Raw genomic sequence first — 21,012 nt, forward strand, 5'->3', positions numbered from 1 at the left:
TTGTCACCTTCTATTGAATGTCCAAAACGGACCTTACTTTTTTTCTTTACCGGCACCGGTTTCCTCCTTTGGTTTTGAAGGAACGCCGCCTTTTTTTACAAATCGGGCCATGCGGATCTTATAGACCGCTTCGTCTATGATCACACCCACACAGAGGCCTCCCACCGGCCCCATCACATATTGCTGTATGTATGCGCCCACAACAAACCCCAAGAAAATGCAGACGATCATCCAGAAATAACCCTTTTTCGGTTCGACCGGCTGTAAGCGCTTGGCTGCTTTCTCCACTTTGCTCACACTGTTTCGCCCCCTCCATCATAGGGCCATACCGCCTTCTGCATCAGGGCTAACACCCTCTGGGCCTCTCTTTCCACATTCTCCGGCGCCGGTCCACCCGGCACTTTACGGCCATTCACACAGGTGCTCCAGGGAGATCGCCTGGTAAACATCCTCTCCAAATCGTTCGTGGAACTGCTGGTAGTCCTCCAAGGGCAGGGTCTCCAAGGTCAAGTCGCAATCGATACAGTGCGCCACAATCGCACCGGTCGCCTTGTAGGCATCGCGGAACGGCAGTCCCTTGCCCACCAAATAGTCCGCGCAATCGGTTGCGTTGATAAATCCTTTCGCCGCTGCCTTGCGCATATTTTCGGGAAGCACCTTCATTGTATCCACCATCGGTACAAAAGCCGTCAGGCACATATGCAGGGTATCGACTGCATCAAATACAGCCTCCTTATCCTCCTGCATATCCTTATTGTATGCCAAAGGCAAACTCTTCATCATGCTCAACAACGTGGTCAGATCGCCGATGGCGCGCCCCGCCTTCCCGCGGACCAACTCCGCAATATCCGGATTCTTTTTCTGAGGCATGATGCTGGACCCAGTGGAAAAAGCGTCATCCAGCTCAATAAACTTAAATTCCCAAGAACACCACAGAATAATCTCCTCCGAAAAGCGGGAGAGGTGTACCATTGCAATGGCGATGGCCGCCGCAATCTCCATGCAGAAATCGCGGTCAGACACGCCGTCGAGACTGTTGTGAGAATAGCCGTCGAATCCGAGAAGACGCGCACTCATCGCACGATCGAGCGGATAAGTGGTGCCAGCCAACGCGCCCGAGCCGAGAGGACAGATGTTCATCCGCTGGACTGCATCCTTAAGCCGCCCCAGGTCGCGCTGGAACATCTCCGCGTATGCCATCAGATGATGTCCAAAGGTGATGGGCTGTGCACGCTGCAAATGGGTATACCCTGGCATCACTGCCCCTTTATATTGCAATGCCTTATTACACAATACTTCGATCAATTCCTTCATCTGTGCATCAGAGCACCCCACACTGTTTGCGCAAATAGAGCCGGTCGTCCAGCGCCACCTGGTCGTTCCGGCTGCGGGCAGTGTGCAGCCGCTTCCCGGCGTCCCCCAACCGCGCCGTCAGTTCCGCTTCCACAAAGGTGTGGATGTCCTCTGCCTCCGGATCGATCTCCAACGTTCCAGATTCCAGATCCGCCAATATCCCCTCAAGGCCCGCACAAATCCGCTCCGATTCCTTTTGGTCAATGACGCCACACGCCCCCAACATGGTTGCATGGGCAATGCTTCCTTCGATGTCTTCCTTTGCCATACGGCTGTCAAACCGAATGGAAGAGTTAAAGTCGTTTGTTTTTATCGAGTTCCTTGTGGAACCGTCCTGTCCAAAGTTTCATATTCTGCACTCCCAACTGATTGATGGGCGCATCGCGCCACAGTATATTCTATTATAGCGCGCCCGATCCCGACAGAACAGCCGCTCCCCCGCCAAACCGGCCATGTCAACCGCCGCCCTCTGGCGCTTTGAAACGGAACACATCGAAATCCGCATCAAATGTAGGAGGCCAGAATTTCTGTCCCATTTTCTGGCAGAAATTCTGGCGCTCTCTTCTGAATTCTACGCGACGAATCGCTAAAATCCGCCGCTTATTTTTCCACAGGCCAGTTTTTCTTCGCCATGGCGCGCACTTTGATCGGCAGCCCGAACAAATTGATGAATCCTGCGGAATCGGCCTGATCGTAAACCTCGTCCTCATCAAAGGTTGCCATATCCGAATTGTACAGGCTGTATGGAGAGGTTACGCCTGCGTCGATAATGTTGCCCTTGTAGAGCTTGAGCTTTACTTCACCAGTCACGGTTTGCTGGGTGCTGTCTACAAAAGCGGAGAGCGCTTCCCGCAATGGGGTGAACCACTCGCCATCATACACCAGCTCTGCAAACTTATTGGCGACGCTCTGCTTGTAATGATAGGTCGCCTTATCCAGGCAGATTTCTTCCAACTTATTGTGCGCATGATACAGGATTGCTCCGCCGGGGGTTTCATACACACCGCGGGACTTCATACCCACAAGACGGTTCTCCACGATGTCTGCGATGCCGATGCCGTTCGCACCGCCTACCTCATTGAGTTTTGCAACAAGGTCAACCGCACAGAGCTTCTGGCCATCGAGTGCGACCGGAATCCCCTTTTCAAAGGTCAGAGTGACGTACGTCGGCTTATCGGGCGCTTGTTCCGGGGAAACCCCCAGCTCCAAGAACCCTTCCTTATTGTACTGCGGCTCATTTGCCGGGTCCTCCAGATCGAGGCCCTCATGGGAAAGATGCCACAGATTTTTATCCTTCGAATAATTGGTCTCACGGGTGATCTTCAGCGGGATGTTGTGCGCTTCCGCATATTCGATCTCATCCTCGCGGGACTTCAAATCCCAAATTCTCCACGGCGCAATGATCTTCATCTCCGGCGCAAATGCCTTAATCGCCAGTTCAAAACGCACCTGGTCATTGCCTTTGCCCGTACAGCCATGGCAAATGGCATCTGCGCCCTCTGCCTGTGCAATCTCCACAAGGCGTTTGGCAATGATGGGACGCGCAAAGGAAGTCCCCAGAAGATATTTATTTTCATACACCGCTCCCGCCTTGACTGTCGGGAAAATATAGTCTTCGACAAACTGTTTTTTCAAGTCTGCAATATACAACTTGGAAGCCCCTGTCTTCTTGGCTTTTTCCTCCAATCCTTCCAACTCACTGCCCTGGCCCACGTCGGCAGAAACAGCAATTACCTCGCAGTTATTGTAGTTTTCCTTCAACCACGGGATGATGATCGAAGTATCCAAGCCGCCGGAATACGCCAGAACGACCTTTTTAATATTGGTATTATCTATCGCTTGCTTTGCCATTTTCATAGCCCCCATTTCTTCGTTGTGTTTTATTATACACCGTTTATGCAAAAAATCAAGCGTTTAATGTATAAATATTCACGTTATCTGTATTTCATAAATTCCAATTACCAAGCTTTCATTCTCTTGTGAAAGTGCACAAGGTCGTCGCCGGATTCCAATTTATCTTCCTATACAGAAATAGAGAAAGCCGAAGGCCCCTCTGTAATCTCTGGAACGGGTTCCAGTTCATCCGTCCCTTCGTTAAAACAATCGGGTCTATCCACAGCCCATCGCACTTCTCCTGCTTCCGCACCGTCGCAAACCAATAGAAGGCGATTTCTTCCTTTGGGAAATGTCCAAACCACTTCGTCCCGTGCGTCTTCTGCATCCACTTCAGCCAATGGAAATACAGAACCCTCCTCCGACACGAAAACGAGTTTCATGCGCCCTTTTTGTAACTTTAATTCATAGGTGATGCGGCACAATTCTTCATCTTCTGTATTCACAACAAAACATTGTTGTTTTCCATGGAACTTTGCAAAACGAATCTCCACCGCACTTTTCTTGGAATCGGAACAATTTTGTACCATGAACTCCTCAGCGTAGAGATTTTCCGACTCATCTGCAATCTTTTCGTCGTCATCATACACGCCTTTTCCGGCATCGCCACTCTGATACAAACCGGCATACGAGCCGGAAAAGCCCCGAGGCAGATCCGAAAATCCGCCGGTAAGCGGCACAAGTCCGCATCCTGTACACAAAATACACAGCAATAGGGCGACAGCGATCCATCGTTTCATCCTCAAACACTTCCTTTCTGGCCTATTATAGCACTATTTTCCCGAAAAGCAATTGTACGAACCACTCGGCTTTCCTCTGGAAAGGGCAATTCCTTCCACAATTCGCCGCCTGCCTCTTGCATGTTATGGTATAATAAGGATAATTTGAAAATGATGTGGAGGCGTTTACAATGAACGGTTTCAAACAAGTAGAAATTCAGGACCTACAGTTCAATCCTTTTACCTTGATTGATAAAGAATGGATGCTGATTACTGCGGGAAACGAACAGAAATGTAATACCATGACCGCCAGTTGGGGAGGCTTGGGGGAACTTTGGAAGCACTATGTGTCCTTTATCTTCGTACGTCCACAGCGTTACACCTTGGAATTCATTGAGAAAGAAGACTATTACTCTCTTTGTTTCTTTGATGAATCCTATCGTAAAGCGCTGTCCTTCTGCGGCAGCCATTCCGGCCGTGACTACGACAAATGTAAGGAGACCGGCCTGACCCCGCTATTCGATGAAGCCGCCCCCTATTTTGCAGAGGCGAAGATGGTTTTGATCTGCAGGAAGCTTCATAAGCAGCCAATCGACCCAGCCGGCTTTATCGATGCAACCGTCGATGCAACGTGTTATCCAGAAAAAGATTATCATGAAATGTTTGTAGGCAGCATCGAGAAGGTCTTGGTCAAAGCATAATCTCCTATAAAAGCGTCACCTCCTATAACAATAAACGCCCTGCATCGCAGCTAGCAGCCGGATGCAGGGCGTTTTATTCGACTTTTATGTGGCGCTTGCCAATATACGCTGGACCCTCTCTTAAGCAATACCTTTTTACCAATCCCCTTTGCCAGTCTGCCGCATGCTAGGCTGGCAAAGGGGATTTTTATTATACCTCAGGAAAAATAACATATTCCTGAACCAAGTGGAGCAACGTTGGGTCAACCTGTGCCGTAAGTTTTAATCCGTTCTCTGTATACTCCTCCTCCAGCACACTCCCATCTTTCCGCAGCCTTGCCGCAAGCCCGCTCTGTGCAAAAGGAAGCAACAATTCCACCCTTGTGGTTTTCACTGGAAGATTCTCTTCAATGCTTTCCAAAAGAGCGTCCAATCCTCGGCCTGTCTCGGCGCTGATCCGTACAGCATTGCCGATCATCGGAAGCTCATGCAGCGTCGGAACCAAATCGCACTTGTTCAAAACAGGGATGATTGGCCTTCCTCCACAGCCCAGTTCCGCCAACAAAGAACGCGTTACTTCCAAATGAATCTGCGCTTCACTACTGGAAGCATCACACACGTTTAGGATAATATCCGCTGTAGCCGCCTGTTCCAATGTCGAATGGAAGGCCTCGATCAGGTGATGAGGAAGCCTCCGAACCAATCCAACGGTGTCAATCAGCATGACAGTCTTTCCACAGGGCAGCTTTAACGCGCGGGCGGTCGGATCAAGCGTAGCAAACAGCATGTCCTTTGCTAGCACTCCTGCCTGCGTTAAGGCATTCATTAAGGTACTTTTCCCTGCATTTGTATACCCAACCAACGCCACTGTGATTACGCCATCTTTCTGACGGCGGCGATGCATTTGCCCACGGCGTTTCTCTACCTCTTCCAACTGCTCCTTGAGTTTGGAAATCCGCCTGCGGATATGGCGGCGGTCCGTCTCCAATTTTGTTTCGCCCGGGCCACGCGTACCGATGCCGCCGCCCAATCGGGAAAGCGTGGTTCCTTTTCCTCCCAAGCGTGGTAGCATGTATTTCAACTGTGCAAGCTCCACTTGCAGCTTTCCCTCGCTGCTTTTCGCCCGCGAAGCAAAAATATCGAGAATCAACATAGTACGGTCAATTGTCCGCACGCCGCTGATGGATTCAATATTCCGTATCTGGGTTGGAGATAGCTCGCAATCGAACACCAGCAGATCGATCTCGTACGTTTTGCAAAACGATGCGATCTCCTCCATCATCCCGGAACCAACGCAAGTGGCCGTGTCGGGGGAGGGCCTTTTTTGTGTCATTGCCCCGCATGGTTCCGCTCCAGCACTGCGCACCAACTCATACAATTCCGCCAAAGATGCCTCTACATCGTATTCCCCCGTATCAACCGCTGCCAAAAGTGCGCGTTCCGGCTGCTTGACATTTTCAATCCGCTCCAAAGGTACCTCCCCCTTTCTTGTCTTATCTTACAATATTGGATAAAAGCTTGTCAAATCAGCGCTTATCGAAACAGAAAATATCCATAGCCGCCGCCTGCCTGATTCAGATTGTTCGCCATGCTATTCGCTGCAGGCGATCCTTGCGCTTGTTGTACGGTCAGTGTTGTCCCAGACAGCGCAGCCCCCTGTGAACCTCCTTCTTCTGTCACAAAGGCAAAGTTTACCCGATAATACCCTGAACGATACTCGGTAGGCGGTATATCCATCTGAAAAACCAGTGCCGCTTTTGGAGCAAACGGCAGTGTGATGTTACGGCTTGCCGCTCCATTTCCGTTGTAGCTTCCCACTTCTGTCCCATTTCCAAGCAACAGGCGATCTTCTGCGGACAAATGCGCCTGTGTATCTCCAAAATGTTCTGTCAGTAGGGCATCCAGCGTCTCATTATCCGCAACAAAATCACTGCGCGCCGGTTTATCTGTTCCCTGCCACCGATTTAACCCAAGGCTTGTCTTTTGTTCCGTCGGCATAAATCCTCCTTATATCTCAAACAGCGCTTCCCCAATGAGATCCAACTGATCCCATGTACAACCTTTTGCATCCCATTCGTCAAAGGTCTGCGCCGCACGGTCAATAGTATTCCAGGAAAGCTCCCGGAAATCCAACAGCACCTTCAAATGTGCGGGTAAAAAACGTTGGATATAGGCCACCGCATCGGCTCGTTCTTCCGGATCATCCAATCCAGTGCAGGAAAAACAGAGCTCTTGTCCCACTGGGTCCTCTAGAATCGTGGCTTCCACCCCGATGGATTGGAACAGCTCTAAGAAAGCGCTTCGAGTGTTCGAAGTATTTTGTACCGCGCCACATTGCAGCAATACCTCCCGCCGCTCTTCTAAGGACCCATGCGCTTTCAACCCGAAGAGCGCTTCCCAACGCAAGAGTCCTGTTTCGCTAGCCGTACCGATAAAACTGTCCTGTTTACAAACCTCGAGCCGTTCATACAAAGTATCCAGCGCCGCACAGTAGGCCAACAGTTCCTGGTCTACCAATGTTTTCCCATTTAGAGTATACAGGCCTGTAGAACGCAGAGCGGAGGCCATCGTGTCCCGCGCCGTCATGAATCTGTCTCCTGAACTTGAATGCTCTGTAAGACCGCCAGTTGGTTTGCCTTCACCGGGCGGTCAACCGCCGCGCTTCCTGTTAAAACGCAATTCTCCACAGTGCCTGTGGCAAATATCTCGGCATATAGCGCGGCTGTGCGAACAGGCTCGCCCACGCCCAGTCCTGCAAAATATTTTTGTACAGCGCTTTCCACCTGACTGGAGACCATTTCAAAGGAAAAGCCTGCCCGTGGCGCTACGTTTACTGTCACCGGACAGGCCACTGCTTCCGCCGCGGCCACCGTGACCAACACGTTGATCTCCCGCAATGCTTGAAGTGATTGCTGTACCCGCTGAACCGTATCGCTGTCTGCCGGAGCCCCATTTGCCCCCAAATAAATGCCAACGGTCCCCAAACCCTTTTCCTTCGGAATTACATTTGCGGAAAAGACTCCCTCATCCTTGAGGGCCTGCTCCCGATAGAACGCCGCGTTTGTTCCATTGGAAAGGGCCGTATAGCTTTGCGTCAGGCGAGATCGCAGGGACTCGTCGCCCTCCTCATCCATTCCACCTGTAAACGCTTTTGGATTGGTCACCTGTTCAATGCCAGGAGGAACCGTAACCAATGTTGTGACCGCGCCCACCGCCGCATTTCCGTGTTTTCCCGGTTTCTCCGCCTTTGCTGGAACGGTCACCGATGTGTCGCCGACCGCCAGTATCGCCTCTTCTGTGGTTACGTAGCGTTCTCCATCCTCCCCCGGTACTGCGCACACGGTCCCTTTGTCGATCACGGCTCGATACCAGAGCGGTTTTGCACGGGAAAACAGCAAGACTCCCGAGGCCGCCTGTGCTGCACGGCGTTTGATTCCACGCTCCTGCGCGCGCAGATCCAGCAATTCCCCCTGTGCGGTCTGAGCAAAAAGTTGTTGTTCCAGCCAGTTCATGGAAGCCGTCAGAGAATAAATTTCCCCCGCTAACACTCGCAAGCGGATACCGATGTCGGATGCCTCATCCGCCGGGTATCCTGCCAATTCTGCAAACTTCTCCTGCATACGGCTTAAGATCTCTTCATATGTCTCCATCACAGATCACCTCGACTTCCGCTCCGCCATCCTCCCAGACGAGTTGTATCTGCACCACCATGGGTACAGTACCACTGCATGAAACCCCTTTCACCTGCACCTGCGGCATCTCCCGCAGGGCTTCCTGCGCCATGGCAAGTGCGTTGGCTTCCTTGTCCACGGTATCCGGCCGCAGGGTATGTATTCGGCTTCCCAGCTCCGGTTGATAGGCAAACACTCCCTGGGGGACTCGTAAACGAATGGTTGCACGCTGCAAAAGTTCCTCTTGTCCGGAAACCCTCCTTGGAAATCCCGTAGGTCCCAATAAAAAATCTCCATTTGCAAGGGCCGTATCCATTCATTCTCCCCCCTCAGCAGCGAATACTTGGCCGTTGATGACCACCTCTCCGGTATTTTTCAGGTAGATTCTCGCCCCTCCTTGGGAGAACAGCAAGAGCTCTCCCGGTTCCAAATCCATCCCCTCCATCATAGCGCCTGTGCAGACCATGCCCTCCGTGCTGTTTACCAGTACCGCCTTTGCGGCAGCTGGCGGCTGATAGGCGATCCCCCACGGTGCTACAAAAGCAAAATCCCGATATTCCCCGCTTCCCTGTGCGGTAGAACTCCCCGTCATTTGAGCCACCTCAACCGTTGGAGCCGGCTTTGTACGTCCGCCCATTTTTTCTGAAAGCCACATCCGTTCCCCTCCCTTCTCCGCAATGTGATATAACAACGTTCTCCGCTGCTGTCGAGCTGATAATCCCATGCCGCAATGTAGAGATTTTCCCCATAAGGCGTCTGCGCCGGACTGCCCAATGGGGGACACATCTCCCCCGGGTAGCAAACCTGTATGGAAAATGCGTTTCGACGCGCTTTCTGCAACAATTCTTGTGCGTGCTCGGCATCCGAACCGTTTAAATAGCGTTTGCGCTGTACACCGCGAGCCACCGCCTCCGATTCCCGCAACACTGCATCGTATTGGGCTGTATCTCCCGTGCGCATCTGCAACTCCGAAATCCGGTTCACATCTTTCCAGGTTACCTTCCATTCCATTGCCTCCCGATGAGCCAAAAAATCCACTTCCTCCTGCAGGCTTTGGCCAGAAGCATCCAGAACAGTCCCCCGAACGACTAACTCCGTTTTTAAAAAGTTCTTACAGAATCCTGCCAATACCTGCCATTCGCTCATTCCCTTTTCCACAGTGAGAGCGCCTCCAAACACCTCATCCCGTCCAATATACCCGGTAAAGCCGTACGGGACGGCATGACGCTCAAACAGCAGTTTTAGAGATGGCATGTAATAGATCTGTGGCTGTGCTTCATTATCGAGCAGCAATCCGGCGCGGCTTCTGGCAGAAAGTTCCGCTGTCGCCCCGGAACGGTTCTCCAAAAGTACCTGCTCATCCACCATTCCCTCAAAAATGACCCGGCCGTTTTCACTAGTACATTGGATGCCACAGAGATCCCCAATGTCTTCCCACGCGGGAAACCGTGCTTCCAAACTGTCTGCGGGAGCATCTTCATCGCTGCGCAGCCGTAACCGTACCGGCCTGGGAAGGCGAAGGAGTGTGCCATCCGGTTTCCATCCCACACAATTCATGGCAGCTGTACCTCCATCCCCTCCGGCAGGCGGTTTGGCCATTGTATTTGCGGATTGCATTGCCGCAATCGATCTACTGTGGTTGAAAATCGGTTGGCCACATGCCACAAGGTGTCCCCCTCGACACAAAGGTAGCTTTCCGGCCTTAAAATCCCATCATCCTCTACCGCCTCTTCGTCCTCCAAGAAGAGGAACCGGTATACAACCGCATTGGGACGCGCTTCACCAAGCATTTGCAGGGACACAAAAACGGCCCGGAATGGCGCCACTTCCGGTATACACAGAACCTGGCTTGCCCCCTCACGAAATACTGCCGCCAGCCGCTCAAAGGTGGCGGCGGCCCCCTTTCCCAGGAAGCTTCCCTTGCCACTGACAGTGCGTCTTTGGCAGCCAATGTCCTGCAGAGCCTCGCCCACATGTGGAAGGGTCAAACGCTTGACGTTCCGTTCGTATGTAACTTGTAGTGTCTCTGGATTCCTATCCCATACGAATTCGCCAAAACGCATCGCCCGCCCTTCCAGACTCATGACTGGCCCTCCTTAAATTCCTGGGGATAACGCCGCACGTCACGTTCCAATTGTTCGGATAGTTTGTCCAACAGTTCGTGGTTTTCCTCCGGATTCATACATCCACCTCCGTACAAAACGCCGTTTCCTTTTCCCTGCATAACACAGCCCATACATAGAGGCTTTCGCCTGCAAAGGATTCCAACCCTGTGCGAGTCGCCCGGAAGACTTCCGTGTCCGTTTGGATAAGATCGCCTATTAGGAGTTTCCAATCCAGTGTTCCCGTGTAAAGATAACACTGTGGCGCCTCGCCGCTCTGTTTCCGCAGGGGACGGATGACTGCCCAGGCCTCCTGTCCACCCACGGTGACCTTCTGTCCATATGTTGTTAGCAGGTATTGTACCAATTTTTTTCTAGTCATCGTTCAGGCCCCCTATACCTGCTGGAACAGAAATGCTGTGTCGCATAGATATGGTGCCGCAGCGGCCTCCGATTCCCTCCAGAGTTTCCGAGCTGTCTCCACATCCATTGCGCTCTTGTCCACTCGAACATCTCCGACTGTGAAGGCATTCTCTGCCCCTGCCGCAGCCCGCAATAGTACCCAACGGTAAAAAGCCAATGCCGCCGCAGCGCTGCACAGCGCCATATCACCTGTCATTCCGACGTTTGGCTTTGCAATGCCCAACACCTGTGCCCTAGCATTTTCACACAAAGGGCGGTACTGCCCGGCCTGCCGTTCGTCAAGCCCTGTCAACATGGCGAATTGCTCCAAAATTGCCTGTGTCTCCATCATTCCTGTTCCTGGTAGCAGAGCGTTTTCACCGCTCCATCGAAAATTTTGGCGAACCCTGCGATCGTACTGATCGCCGCACGCTCCAACTGGCGGTCGATCAGCTTGTCATAATCGGTTGTCACACCGCCTGCTTGGACCATTTCCAGTGCGCAGGTCTTGTCCAGACCAATCACGCCTTTTGCTGTCAAAGATGGTACATGTAGAAGCGTCGCCCCCAACGGCGTGACCATCTTACCCGTTCCTTGAAAGTTCAATCCGGCCTGTGCATCGCACATTTCGCTGAGGGCCAAAATCTGTTGCATGGTCGCAGTGGAGGCCATCATGGTGTTGAGTTGATACGGTGCCAGGCCACCCCAGAGGGATACCAGCCCCGTATAGTCCACTTCATCCCCCGCCGTTCCAATATTTGTTGCAGAACCGCTGTCTTCATCGCCATTCACCAACACATCGATGGCGTCGTTCAGTTGTGCCCGCGCAATATAAGCCCCAATCTGCCGAAGCGTTACGGTAAACAGATCCAACTTTTGAAACCGGAGTGCCTCATAGGACGCCACCAACATTCTTCCCCGCTTATGGAGGTGCACCAAATGGTCCTTCGTCGTAACCGTCGTTTGTGGAATCGCCGCTCCTTCCGCCACCGGCTTCAAGGCTTTATCCTCATCCGATGGCTCGGAGGTCAAGGTTCGGTAATCCATGCCGGTGATATTTGTCACAGTAGCCACCACATTTGGCAATACGTCTGCCTGTTCCATCCCCTGACGTACTGCGCGGGTGACATATTCCGGAAAAAGCGCCGCAGAGTCACTCGTCTGAAAAAATTTTTCTACCGGATCAGAGCCGGGCCCGCTAACGTGGATCTGGAAGCGCTTTAGCTGTCTCTGATAGGCATCCAGCCCTTCTAAAGGCGTCCCACGATAATTTTCCGAGGAGTCCAGTTCCTCTAGAGTCTGTGTGAAACTCTTTCCCGGAGCGCTGTACATACCCTTTTCCAATTTCAGCGTTTCATAAAAAGCCATCAATACAATCCTCCTTTTCTCCGGCTTACGCCAGTACCAAGCCGCAGGTTCCTTCCGGCTCATCCACATCTGTAATTAACAGCAGGCGCCCAGTGGTTTCTACCTGTACCTTTCCTGTCCCATCCGCGTTGACCGTCTGGTATCCCACCGTGGGTTTTGTACCGGCATAGGAAACCTTTATGTATCCCGTCATCTGTACTGCTGCATAGCCGTTGTGCACAGACAGTACCAGGCCGCAGAATTTGTCCTTGGCCGCACATGGTGCCACCGTGCCATTGGCGCTGATTTTCACCGGCATCCCAGATTTTACTTCACCAGAAACGGCAAACGTTGCCACATTTTCCCCAAATCCATTCAAAGAAATATCCATACAAATTCCTCCTTAAATCTGAAAGTCGCGGTATTCCTCCACATCACGCTTTTCCATGGGAGCCAGTTGAGGCGTTAATGGGAGCACCTGTTCGGCGCGCTTGTGAAACGCCTTCTCAAATTCCCGCAGGTCCTCCAAACCCATCGTCCGTGCTGTGCGTTCCATCACCTCCATCGGAACTTCCGGCGATACAATCCCGCACAACCGCACCAAGCTTTTTTCAAGCTCCTTGCGGTACTGCCGGCCACACGCCGCTTGTTCCCGCAAATCGGCAAACTCTTTGGCAAGCTGCCGGCGTTCTTCCGGGTTCAGCAATAGTTCCCCCTCGCCCGAAAGACTTTTCCAGACTTCCTCCATATTCCAATCCTCCTTCTCTGAAAAATTTTTGATAACCCCTGCTTCCCGCTGAGCAGGAACCGCTACAAACGACCACTCATAGGCGTCGGTCGGTTCTTCCAAAACCGTGCAGCACAGTACGCCATGGTAGGTACGTCCTTTTACATGGTCGCAGCCGCCCGTCCGGCGATCTGCCCCACAGATAGAACAGCTTCTCTTCGCAACGGAACAACCGACACTGACTTCTTTTTTAATCCCGCTGTCCAGTTCCAGAATGAATGTCTCATTTTTTTGAGAACGCGGTAAATATGCGCGTGCAACCAGACGATGGTACGCCTCCCCTGTTTTGGTAACACGTCCGGGCAATTGCTCCACTTGGCAGGCATAGATGCGTGCGGCCTGGTTTTGTACCTGTGGATTGTGGTCAAAAATTCCGGTCTTTCCCAAAAAGAGCTCTCCCAGCCGATGCAATGCCTCAATGGTGAAGCGTTCTCCATCGCGATCAACCTCATTGTCACATAGGACAACTGAAAACGTGTAGAGTTCCCCTTCCTGGAAAGGGCGCCGCGTGTATTGGTTGATCTGTTCCAACTCTTCGGTCGTCAATGATGCCTTTTTTCGGAGAATATAACCAGCTCCCTTCATTAGACAGCCTCCTTCTGTTTGCAGGTTTCTTCGATCTGAGCCGCCTGGGCATTCATCAGGCGGGCGTCCGCCAAATCCACCGCATCCTGTAATGTAATCGTATCCCATTCAATGGTAAATTTGGGTTCCAACCCATGTAGCCGCATCCAAAGCGTACAGATCTTCTCAATCACCGGATTCAGTAACCGTCGGTAGGCCTCCAACTCACTGGTGAGAATGTCGGCCTGTTGACTGGACATTCTCTCCGTAGATGACCACGATAATCCCAGTAAAAACGGCGGGATTCCCATCTTGGCCACAATTTCCTCCAACATTTGGCGCACCGGAACATTGCTATCCAAAATTTGGTTGTCCGCACCGATGGCTTTAATCGTTACATCTCCCACCGCAACAAAGTCACTCACACAATCTTTGCGCATGGCGCGACTCCATTCCTGTGCAATTTGTTTCGCCCGGTCCTTGGCAAACGCGCGGTCCGTCGCGTCATTCGACGGCTTATAGGTTACTGCAAAGCGCACATCCCCCAATCGTTCCCAATTGGTTCCAATGGTCCGGTAAATCTGCATCAGGTACGCCACTCACAAATGGCAGCCCATGCAGCAAGGAAACGCCTTTGGCACAGCCGGGCGGGGGATTTAAGGCGGAGGCAACGACCAGCTCTGGATACCGCACCGGTACGCTTTGACCCGCCTCCCGGCGGCAAACGGTCAGGGACAGTGGCGCACACTCCCTCAGTTCCACATCATCCAAAGATGCGTTATAAAGCGCGCCAATCTCCCCGGAAGTGGTCAATACAATCTCTCCGATTGCATTTCCAAAGGTCAACAATTGGGAAAGGTAACTGTTTAAAAAACTTTGAATTCCACATTCCAATGCATTTACTTTTACATTTTGTAGAAACTGATTGATTTGATACGAATTATTTTTATCCTTACAAAGGATTTCAAAACTTCCAACTAAACGGAGAATCTTGTCGATTGCCGCATCAATGATGGGAATATTTTCCCGCAACGCCGCGTATAACCGCCGTTCTCCCGTCCCTGCTGGTGCACAGCTGGAAAAGTGGGCAAAAGGTTCCTCCCACGCTGTCTGTACCGCCAGGACTTCCGGTTTTTGGGCCTGTTTTTCGCCTTTTTTTCTCCACTTCATGGCTTTTACTCCTCCCGGCGCTCTACACTGACGGCGCAAAAATCGTCCGTATCTCGACATAGAGATGACACAAAATAGCGGATATCGTCCATCGCACTGGTCGTTTTCCTTGAGTGGTATATCCTTACCCACCGTATCCGCCCAACGATAGAGTCCGAACTCTCGAATGGTGTCCGCACAATTCATACAAATTTTGATGTCCCCCTGTTTGAGCGCCACACTGACGCGCCGTATTCCATCCAAGACCTCATTTTCTGCGGGAATGATCCGGTACTTTCCGTGCCTTCGAACGGTTTCCATAAAACTGGCTGCTGAAGGATCAACCACCACGCTTTCAATTCGCCGTTCCCCACATAGTTTTGTGAGCGCTATGTAATGCTCTTCATCTGTGCGCTGTAAACCTTCTCGGCGGGAATCGTAATAATACTCGTCAATGCGATACCACACGCCGTGGGATCTCCCCCATAATCCAAAAGAGGCTGGATTTACAGTCCCATAGTCGCAGGAAACCCGGAATTCTTCTAGTTCTGCCGGTACATCACAGAGCATTGCTCTGGTCAAAAATGGATACACCAGTCCTTGTGCCGCCACCCATCGTCCTTGGATAAACCGTTCATAAAACGCTCCAGAGTAGAGCTGTTCATACCGTGCGATGATCTCCGGTTGAAGTGCCGGATTATCCGACATGGTGAAGTGCAGATACAGGGCGTTCTTCTGTTTCGCCTTGAGAATCCATTCCAAATAGAACCAATGCTGCGGATTCTCCGGGTTGCAGTTAAACCAAAACTTCGAGCCTTTCGTTGAGCAGCGGGCCAACGCCTGTTCCACAAAGGAGCGCGGCATCAATGCCACTTCATCCAATAGGACTCCGGCAAGTGTCATTCCTTGGATCAACGCCGCAGAGCTCTCATCCTTTCCACCAAAAAAGTAAAATCGGTTCTTATGACCGGCATAGGAGAGTTCCATCCAATTTTCGCTTCGGCAGACTGAACAGCCAAAACCGGCCTGTTGTAAAGCGGGCAATAGTGTAGCAAGCAGATTCCTCTTGAGAGAGCGGATGGTTCTGCCGCAAAAGGCAAAGGCCTGTCCATGAAAAGACCGGCTCGCCCAAGCCGCAAAGCCGATTCCCAAACAGAGGGTCTTTCCGCTGCGCACTGCTCCATCGCAAATGATGGCATCCCGTCCCGCATCCGGGCTTCCAGGGTACCACCAGCACATTGCATGCAACTGTTTTGGCGAAAATGGCTCAAGTTTCATCGGATTCCTCCTTTTTGAGCGCCCGCGCACCGGCTTCTAACGCTTCAAATAGGCTTGGTTGGCCTGTTTCTGCTTCCAAGCGCTCCAGGCACTCCAAAGCTTTGATACGGTCGAAAAACTTGATCTCCATTCCGCCGCCTCTCGGCCTGCGGATTTCCGCCACATTGTAGAGGTCGAGCCCTTCCAGATCTTCGGGTTTGGGGTCTTCCGAGAAAAGGAGCCGCACGGCGTCTTCTATTCCACCAAACGCCAATGTTTCATAACCTTTTTTGACCCGTCGGGTCCGATTCCGTCGGGTTTTCGTTTTATGTTCCAAGGCAAACCTCCTTTCATATATCCTGGAAAGTCTCCTTTGATTTTGCCTGAAGAAGCAAATTAATCCGAAAAATAGTTCGAACAAACAAGCAGGACAAATCTTTTCACGGATTTGTCCTGCTTGTTACGTCTCATATTTTCATCTAAATGGATCTCATATAGTTTTAAATATTATTATATGTCATATTTAATACAAAATCTCTTTTTATTTCTTAAGAATATTTTTATATTTTATTTTCTATGGTAAACTAAAAAAGACGATTGCCAACCCACATAAGGAGGCTCTTCAATGAACACATTTGCCATTGTAACCGATTCTTCCTGCGATCTTCCCGAGTCGCTCGCTCGAGAGATCGATCTCACGGTTCTTCCCCTCGCTTTTGTGATGAATGGAAGAGAATATTACAACTATCTGGATGAACGAGAAATTTTGCTGCATGATTTCTATGAGGCACTACGTGCTGGGCAGCCCTGTACCACCTCCGCGGTCAATGTGGATGCCTTTGTTTCCGCAATGGAGCCACTCCTCAAGCAGGGAAGAGATGTCCTTTGTATCGCCTTCTCTTCCGGCCTCAGTAACACTTATAACGCTGCTGCACTAGCCGTAGAAGAACTGGCGCAAAAGTATCCGGAACGTAAGATCTACGCAGTGGATTCGCTTTGTGCCTCGCTGGGCCAGGGACTATTGATCTATCTGGCAGCGCAGGAGCGCTCCAAAGGAAAACCCATTGAAGAGGTGCGCGATTGGGTAGAAAAGGAAAAATATCATCTCTGTCATTGGTTCACCGTAGAAGACTTGCAATTTCTAAAGCGAGGCGGCCGGGTATCCGCCGCTACCGCATTGGTCGGCACCATGCTGAGTATCAAGCCTGTGATGCATATGGATAACGCCGGCCATCTCATAAACATCAGTAAAGCGCGCGGAAGGAAGGCTTCTTTGCGTGCACTCGTCGATCGCATGGAACAACTGGCAATTCAGCCAGAGGAACAGACCGTCTTTATCAGCCATGGCGATTCTTTGGAAGACGCTCAGTTTGTGGCGAACGAGGTTCAAAGCCGCTTAGGTGTCCAAAAACCTATCACAATCAACTATGTCGGCCCTGTCATCGGTGCACATTCTGGTCCGGGGACAATTGCACTGTTTTTCCTCGGCAAAGAGCGCTGACCGGGCATCCCACTGCCGTCGTTTTTGAACAGGATTCTCCCTTCATCCATCTATTAAAAAGCCGCCTGCAAATTTAGCAGGCGGCTTTTTAAATCTCTCAGGATCTATCCTCTATGACAATTCATTCCCGTTTTAATTCTCCTGGTCATTTCGCTTTTGATTTGTCTCTTTTTGCGTATCGGTCTGCACAACGCAGCAGATTCCATATGAACCCCTCAAAAATAACCTCATGCCATAACAAAGCGTTTACGATTCTTTGAGGCCCACCGGAATAAAAACAACGTTTTCTTCCATTCAGTCAGGCAACAAGAAAACATCGTTTTGATGCGATTCCATGGGATGGGACGGCCGCACTGGTTCGCTTCTTCTTACAGACATTGTGGGGTTCTCAGCGGCAGATTGCGCATCTTTCGATAAACCGCAATTCCTACGAGATCCGCCAACAGCCAGCCGATAGGCACAGAAATCCAAATCCCTGTCACGCCGATCCACGGAATACTGGACAACCAGTATGCCAGTGCCACCCTCGTCCCAAGCGAAATCACGGTCAGGATGACCGACATCCCCGGCCGATTCATGGCACGATAAAATCCATACAGTAGGAAGAGCAAACCGATGCCAAAATAAAAAGAGGCCTCAATACGCAGGTATTCAACACCCACCCGGATGATCTCTGTCTCCGATGGATGGATAAACAACTCCATCAACGGGCGGGCAAAAACACATACCAATGTACTTACAAGTACGCAAAAAGCAAAGGCAGAAAACACCGCGCTCTTGATTCCCTTGCGGATACGTTCCTGTTGGTTTGCACCATAATTTTGTGCAACAAAGGTAGAAAATGCGTTGCCAAAATCTTGGACCGGCATATACGCAAAGGAGTCAATTTTGACTGCTGCTGCAAATGCAGCCATCACCACTGTTCCAAAACGGTTAATCAATCCCTGAACCATCAGGATTCCAAAATTCATGATGGATTGTTGGATACAGGTCAGCAGAGAAAGGCTGGTAATTTCCTTTAGAATCCCAGCATCCCACCGCATGTGCCGTCTTGCAATCCGCAGACTCGGAAAACGTTTCCATGTATAAATCAAAATCCCTATTCCTGAGACAAATTGGGAAAAAACGGTGGCAATGGCTGCCCCACGTACACCCCAGTGGAAAAACAGGACAAATGCCAAATCCAGGACAATATTCAAAATCGCTGAAATTCCCAAAAAGACCAACGGCACTACGGAGTTTCCAACCGCACGAAGAAGGTTCGCAAAATAATTGTAGAGAAAGGTTGCCGCAATCCCCCAGAAGATCACCCACAGGTACTCTTTCATCAGGCCCGTGATTTCTCGAGGAACCTGAAGAATCCAAACAATCCCGTCCAATCCCCAAAATACAGCGATATTTAAAATCAACGTAATCCCCGCGATTAGTCCAAAGGATAAAAACATACTGCATTTTAAGTGTTCAAAATCTTTTTTCCCATATTGGATGGAAAAAGCTGCGCCACTTCCCATACAAAGTCCCAATAGGATGGAAGTGAGAAAAACCATCAAAGTATAGGAAGACCCAACAGCAGCTAATGCGTCCGCTCCCAGGAATTGTCCGACAATCCAGGTGTCCGCCACATTGTAAAACTGCTGTAAAAGGTTGCCGACCATCAGTGGAAATGCAAACTTTAATAGGTTTCCCGTGATGTTTCCCGTTGTCAAATCCCGCTGCATGTTTCTCTCCCCTGTTACGTTACGAAATATAAACACATCTTTTTGTAATATATATTAACAAAATAATTTCTATTCGTCAACGAACACTTTCTATTTGATGTGCAAAAAAAGTGTGTTATAATCTCTTTAATCACATAGCAAAGGGATGAATGATATGTTTCTCGACGGTTTAGATCTCTTGGACCAAAAGATACTGGCTTTGCTCATTCAAAATGCGCGTTACTCCTATTCTGAACTTGGCGAAAAAGTGGGTCTTTCCCGTGTGGCTGTGAGAACGCGCATAGAAGCGCTTGAAAAGCGTGGCGTGATCGAAGAATACACTACGATTATCAACCCGCAAAAAATCAACGGTGCAGTTTCTTGCTATTTTGAGATTGAAACAGAGCCATCGCACCTTCCGGAAGTGGTCAACCGGCTTTATCAAAGCGATACCGTGACGCAAATTTACCGCATGACCGGCAACAGCAGCCTACACGTCCATGCGGTTGCCCCTTCCCAAGAGGCCTTGGAAACCTTTATTCGGGAGGAGCTTGACTGTCTTCCCGGCATTCGACAGATCAACAGCCATGTCATCCTCTCCCGCATCAAGGATGTAAAAGGCCTTCGTCTATGACCCCGGCCAAAAAGTCCGGTAGAAAGGGCGGCTCTGCCGCCATTCTTTTCAATAGGATCGAATCCCACGGCGGGATTGTTATTTCGAAAAAGGACACGACCCAATGGTTTTAAAAGCCATGGAACGTGTCCTTTTGATATAACCATCAACAAAGTGAATTTCGTAATCTCTCTTGATATAGAGGCAATAAAGCCGGACCACCAATGAAAACGAAAAATCCTCCCCGTTCCAATATTTATAAGACCATCCTCATTCAGTCATATGAAAAGGGGAACCGCTTCAAAAATCTCAAAATAGCAGGTGAAAGATTCTGAATTTTTTTTATTTTTTATCTGTAGCTACAGTAAAATAAAGGTAATCGACAAATAATTTTCCTTTTCGATTCCGTTGTTTCGATGGAATCCAAGTCATGGGAAATCTATAAAAGGATACCATAATGGATACGGGGAGGCCCACATGCGATGGTAAGTGTGAACAAGACAGCACCTCATTCCATGCGTACAAAAACAGATCGGCGGGCAGACTGTTTTCCCATCGAAGAGCCTCCATCCCTTCATACCCTCACCTCAATATGGTTGGATACGTTTTCTCCATCCCGCTGGACCATGTTTGTTAAACGCTCTGCGGACATCTTCTTTTCCCTGTTTGGATTGATCCTCTGTGCACCCGTGTTATTGCTTTGTGCGGTCGTCATTCGTTTGGACTCCCCTGGGCCGGTTTTTTACCGTCAAGAGCGGTTGACACGCAATGAACAACCCTTTCAGATCTATAAATTTCGGACAATGATCCATGAGGCGGAAAAGGATACCGGTTGCATTTTGGCATCTGTAGACGACCCTCGTATCACCCATGCGGGGAAACTTCTGCGTGCAGTACATTTGGACGAGCTTCCACAGTTGTTCAATGTTTTAAAGGGGGAGATGTCCCTTGTAGGCCCCCGTCCGGAAAGGCCCCATTTTGTAAAGGAATACAAAAAAACTGTGAATCAATATCAGAGGCGGTTTTCCGTGCGAGCTGGAATGACCGGTGTTGCCCAGGTATATGGCCATTACTACACAAACGCGGCCGATAAGACCTTTTACGATTTATGGTACTTGAATCATTTCTCCATATGGCAGGACATTGCACTGATTGGGATGACGGCCAAACATTTATTGGGATAGCATGGATCATTCCACCCATTTTAAAAATTGCCGCGCGTGTGTTCTCTTTCTTTGGAGGGACACAAGACGGCATCTATTCTCGTCTTTAAAAAC

At 50.4% G+C, this 21,012-nt stretch carries 24 protein-coding genes and 1 pseudogene; 4 read left to right on the forward strand and 21 right to left on the reverse strand.

Annotated features, from left to right (window positions below):
- Positions 1-33 precede the first annotated feature (33 nt).
- From ACGCCZ_RS02275 to ACGCCZ_RS02290, 4 genes and pseudogenes are all read right to left on the reverse strand, one after another.
- Positions 34-297 carry a hypothetical protein gene (locus ACGCCZ_RS02275; protein ID WP_054323198.1) on the reverse strand — a complete coding sequence of 88 codons (264 nt, stop codon included), beginning with the start codon at positions 295-297 and terminating at the stop codon, positions 34-36.
- Positions 294-1,703: pseudogene (argH, locus tag ACGCCZ_RS02280) on the reverse strand (argininosuccinate lyase). The gene ACGCCZ_RS02275 and the pseudogene argH overlap by 4 nt, the downstream one beginning before the upstream one ends.
- Positions 1,704-1,953: 250 nt before the next feature.
- Positions 1,954-3,204 carry an argininosuccinate synthase gene (locus tag ACGCCZ_RS02285; RefSeq protein WP_411655178.1) on the reverse strand — a complete coding sequence of 417 codons (1,251 nt, stop codon included), beginning with the start codon at positions 3,202-3,204 and terminating at the stop codon, positions 1,954-1,956.
- Between the two features lie 170 nt (positions 3,205-3,374).
- On the reverse strand, positions 3,375-3,986 hold the full coding sequence (locus ACGCCZ_RS02290) for a hypothetical protein (RefSeq protein WP_411655179.1): 612 nt from the start codon (positions 3,984-3,986) through the stop codon (positions 3,375-3,377).
- 170 nt (positions 3,987-4,156) lie between these two features.
- On the opposite strand from ACGCCZ_RS02290, the gene ACGCCZ_RS02295 reads away from it, so the two are divergent.
- Positions 4,157-4,666, forward strand: coding sequence for a flavin reductase family protein (locus ACGCCZ_RS02295; RefSeq protein ID WP_054323201.1), 510 nt, complete (start codon positions 4,157-4,159; stop codon positions 4,664-4,666).
- A gap of 190 nt (positions 4,667-4,856) precedes the next feature.
- Here ACGCCZ_RS02295 and hflX read toward each other — a convergent pair whose 3' ends face one another.
- The 16 genes from hflX to ACGCCZ_RS02375 all read right to left on the reverse strand — a co-directional run bounded on the left by hflX (position 4,857) and on the right by ACGCCZ_RS02375 (position 16,261).
- Positions 4,857-6,116, reverse strand: coding sequence for a GTPase HflX (gene hflX, locus ACGCCZ_RS02300; protein ID WP_411655180.1), 1,260 nt, complete (start codon positions 6,114-6,116; stop codon positions 4,857-4,859).
- Positions 6,117-6,178: 62 nt separating this feature from the next.
- A complete protein-coding gene (locus tag ACGCCZ_RS02305; RefSeq protein ID WP_411655181.1) occupies positions 6,179-6,643 on the reverse strand; it encodes a hypothetical protein in 465 nt (154 codons plus the stop codon).
- 9 nt (positions 6,644-6,652) lie between these two features.
- Positions 6,653-7,231 (reverse strand): DUF2313 domain-containing protein, encoded by a 579-nt coding sequence (locus tag ACGCCZ_RS02310; protein ID WP_054323204.1) that lies wholly within the window; start codon positions 7,229-7,231, stop codon positions 6,653-6,655.
- Positions 7,228-8,295, reverse strand: a complete 1,068-nt coding sequence (locus ACGCCZ_RS02315) for a baseplate J/gp47 family protein (protein WP_054323205.1) — start codon at positions 8,293-8,295, stop codon at positions 7,228-7,230. Before ACGCCZ_RS02315 ends, ACGCCZ_RS02310 begins: the two co-directional genes overlap by 4 nt.
- Positions 8,282-8,632: a hypothetical protein gene (locus ACGCCZ_RS02320; RefSeq protein WP_054323206.1), complete on the reverse strand. Its 351-nt coding sequence runs from the start codon at positions 8,630-8,632 to the stop codon at positions 8,282-8,284. Before ACGCCZ_RS02320 ends, ACGCCZ_RS02315 begins: the two co-directional genes overlap by 14 nt.
- Positions 8,633-8,908 (reverse strand): hypothetical protein, encoded by a 276-nt coding sequence (locus tag ACGCCZ_RS02325; RefSeq protein WP_161803644.1) that lies wholly within the window; start codon positions 8,906-8,908, stop codon positions 8,633-8,635.
- Positions 8,905-9,873, reverse strand: coding sequence for a hypothetical protein (locus tag ACGCCZ_RS02330; RefSeq protein WP_054323208.1), 969 nt, complete (start codon positions 9,871-9,873; stop codon positions 8,905-8,907). Before ACGCCZ_RS02330 ends, ACGCCZ_RS02325 begins: the two co-directional genes overlap by 4 nt.
- Positions 9,870-10,400 carry a LysM peptidoglycan-binding domain-containing protein gene (locus ACGCCZ_RS02335; RefSeq protein WP_054323209.1) on the reverse strand — a complete coding sequence of 177 codons (531 nt, stop codon included), beginning with the start codon at positions 10,398-10,400 and terminating at the stop codon, positions 9,870-9,872. Before ACGCCZ_RS02335 ends, ACGCCZ_RS02330 begins: the two co-directional genes overlap by 4 nt.
- A 94-nt stretch (positions 10,401-10,494) precedes the next feature.
- On the reverse strand, positions 10,495-10,800 hold the full coding sequence (locus ACGCCZ_RS02340; RefSeq protein ID WP_411655182.1) for a hypothetical protein: 306 nt from the start codon (positions 10,798-10,800) through the stop codon (positions 10,495-10,497).
- Positions 10,801-10,812: 12 nt separating this feature from the next.
- Positions 10,813-11,172, reverse strand: coding sequence for a hypothetical protein (locus ACGCCZ_RS02345; protein WP_242967321.1), 360 nt, complete (start codon positions 11,170-11,172; stop codon positions 10,813-10,815).
- Positions 11,169-12,188 (reverse strand): phage major capsid protein, encoded by a 1,020-nt coding sequence (locus ACGCCZ_RS02350; RefSeq protein WP_411655183.1) that lies wholly within the window; start codon positions 12,186-12,188, stop codon positions 11,169-11,171. Before ACGCCZ_RS02350 ends, ACGCCZ_RS02345 begins: the two co-directional genes overlap by 4 nt.
- Before the next feature lie 25 nt (positions 12,189-12,213).
- Positions 12,214-12,558, reverse strand: coding sequence for a hypothetical protein (locus ACGCCZ_RS02355; protein ID WP_054323212.1), 345 nt, complete (start codon positions 12,556-12,558; stop codon positions 12,214-12,216).
- A 12-nt stretch (positions 12,559-12,570) separates the two neighbouring features.
- On the reverse strand, positions 12,571-13,539 hold the full coding sequence (locus ACGCCZ_RS02360; RefSeq protein ID WP_411655184.1) for a hypothetical protein: 969 nt from the start codon (positions 13,537-13,539) through the stop codon (positions 12,571-12,573).
- A complete protein-coding gene (locus tag ACGCCZ_RS02365) occupies positions 13,539-14,105 on the reverse strand; it encodes a hypothetical protein (RefSeq protein ID WP_411655185.1) in 567 nt (188 codons plus the stop codon). Before ACGCCZ_RS02365 ends, ACGCCZ_RS02360 begins: the two co-directional genes overlap by 1 nt.
- On the reverse strand, positions 14,035-15,945 hold the full coding sequence (locus tag ACGCCZ_RS02370; protein WP_411655186.1) for a PBSX family phage terminase large subunit: 1,911 nt from the start codon (positions 15,943-15,945) through the stop codon (positions 14,035-14,037). The genes ACGCCZ_RS02365 and ACGCCZ_RS02370 overlap by 71 nt, the downstream gene beginning before the upstream one ends.
- Positions 15,935-16,261, reverse strand: coding sequence for a hypothetical protein (locus ACGCCZ_RS02375; RefSeq protein WP_054323215.1), 327 nt, complete (start codon positions 16,259-16,261; stop codon positions 15,935-15,937). The genes ACGCCZ_RS02370 and ACGCCZ_RS02375 overlap by 11 nt, the downstream gene beginning before the upstream one ends.
- 288 nt (positions 16,262-16,549) lie before the next feature.
- On the opposite strand from ACGCCZ_RS02375, the gene ACGCCZ_RS02380 reads away from it, so the two are divergent.
- Positions 16,550-17,425, forward strand: a complete 876-nt coding sequence (locus tag ACGCCZ_RS02380) for a DegV family protein (RefSeq protein ID WP_054323216.1) — start codon at positions 16,550-16,552, stop codon at positions 17,423-17,425.
- 368 nt (positions 17,426-17,793) lie between these two features.
- On the opposite strand, the gene ACGCCZ_RS02385 is transcribed toward ACGCCZ_RS02380, so the two are convergent.
- The gene (locus tag ACGCCZ_RS02385) at positions 17,794-19,143 is read right to left on the reverse strand and encodes an MATE family efflux transporter (RefSeq protein WP_054323217.1); all 1,350 of its coding nucleotides are present in this window, start codon (positions 19,141-19,143) and stop codon (positions 17,794-17,796) included.
- A 154-nt stretch (positions 19,144-19,297) separates the two neighbouring features.
- Between ACGCCZ_RS02385 and ACGCCZ_RS02390 the strand changes: the two genes are divergently transcribed.
- Positions 19,298-19,756: an Lrp/AsnC family transcriptional regulator gene (locus ACGCCZ_RS02390; RefSeq protein WP_054323218.1), complete on the forward strand. Its 459-nt coding sequence runs from the start codon at positions 19,298-19,300 to the stop codon at positions 19,754-19,756.
- Positions 19,757-20,217: 461 nt separating this feature from the next.
- Entirely contained in the window at positions 20,218-20,919 is a 702-nt protein-coding gene (locus ACGCCZ_RS02395) for a sugar transferase (protein ID WP_054323219.1), read from the forward strand.
- Positions 20,920-21,012 lie beyond the last annotated feature (93 nt).

Origin of the sequence: Anaeromassilibacillus sp. SJQ-1, assembly GCF_046693725.1 — a bacterium.
GTDB lineage: Bacteria > Bacillota > Clostridia > Oscillospirales > Acutalibacteraceae > Anaeromassilibacillus.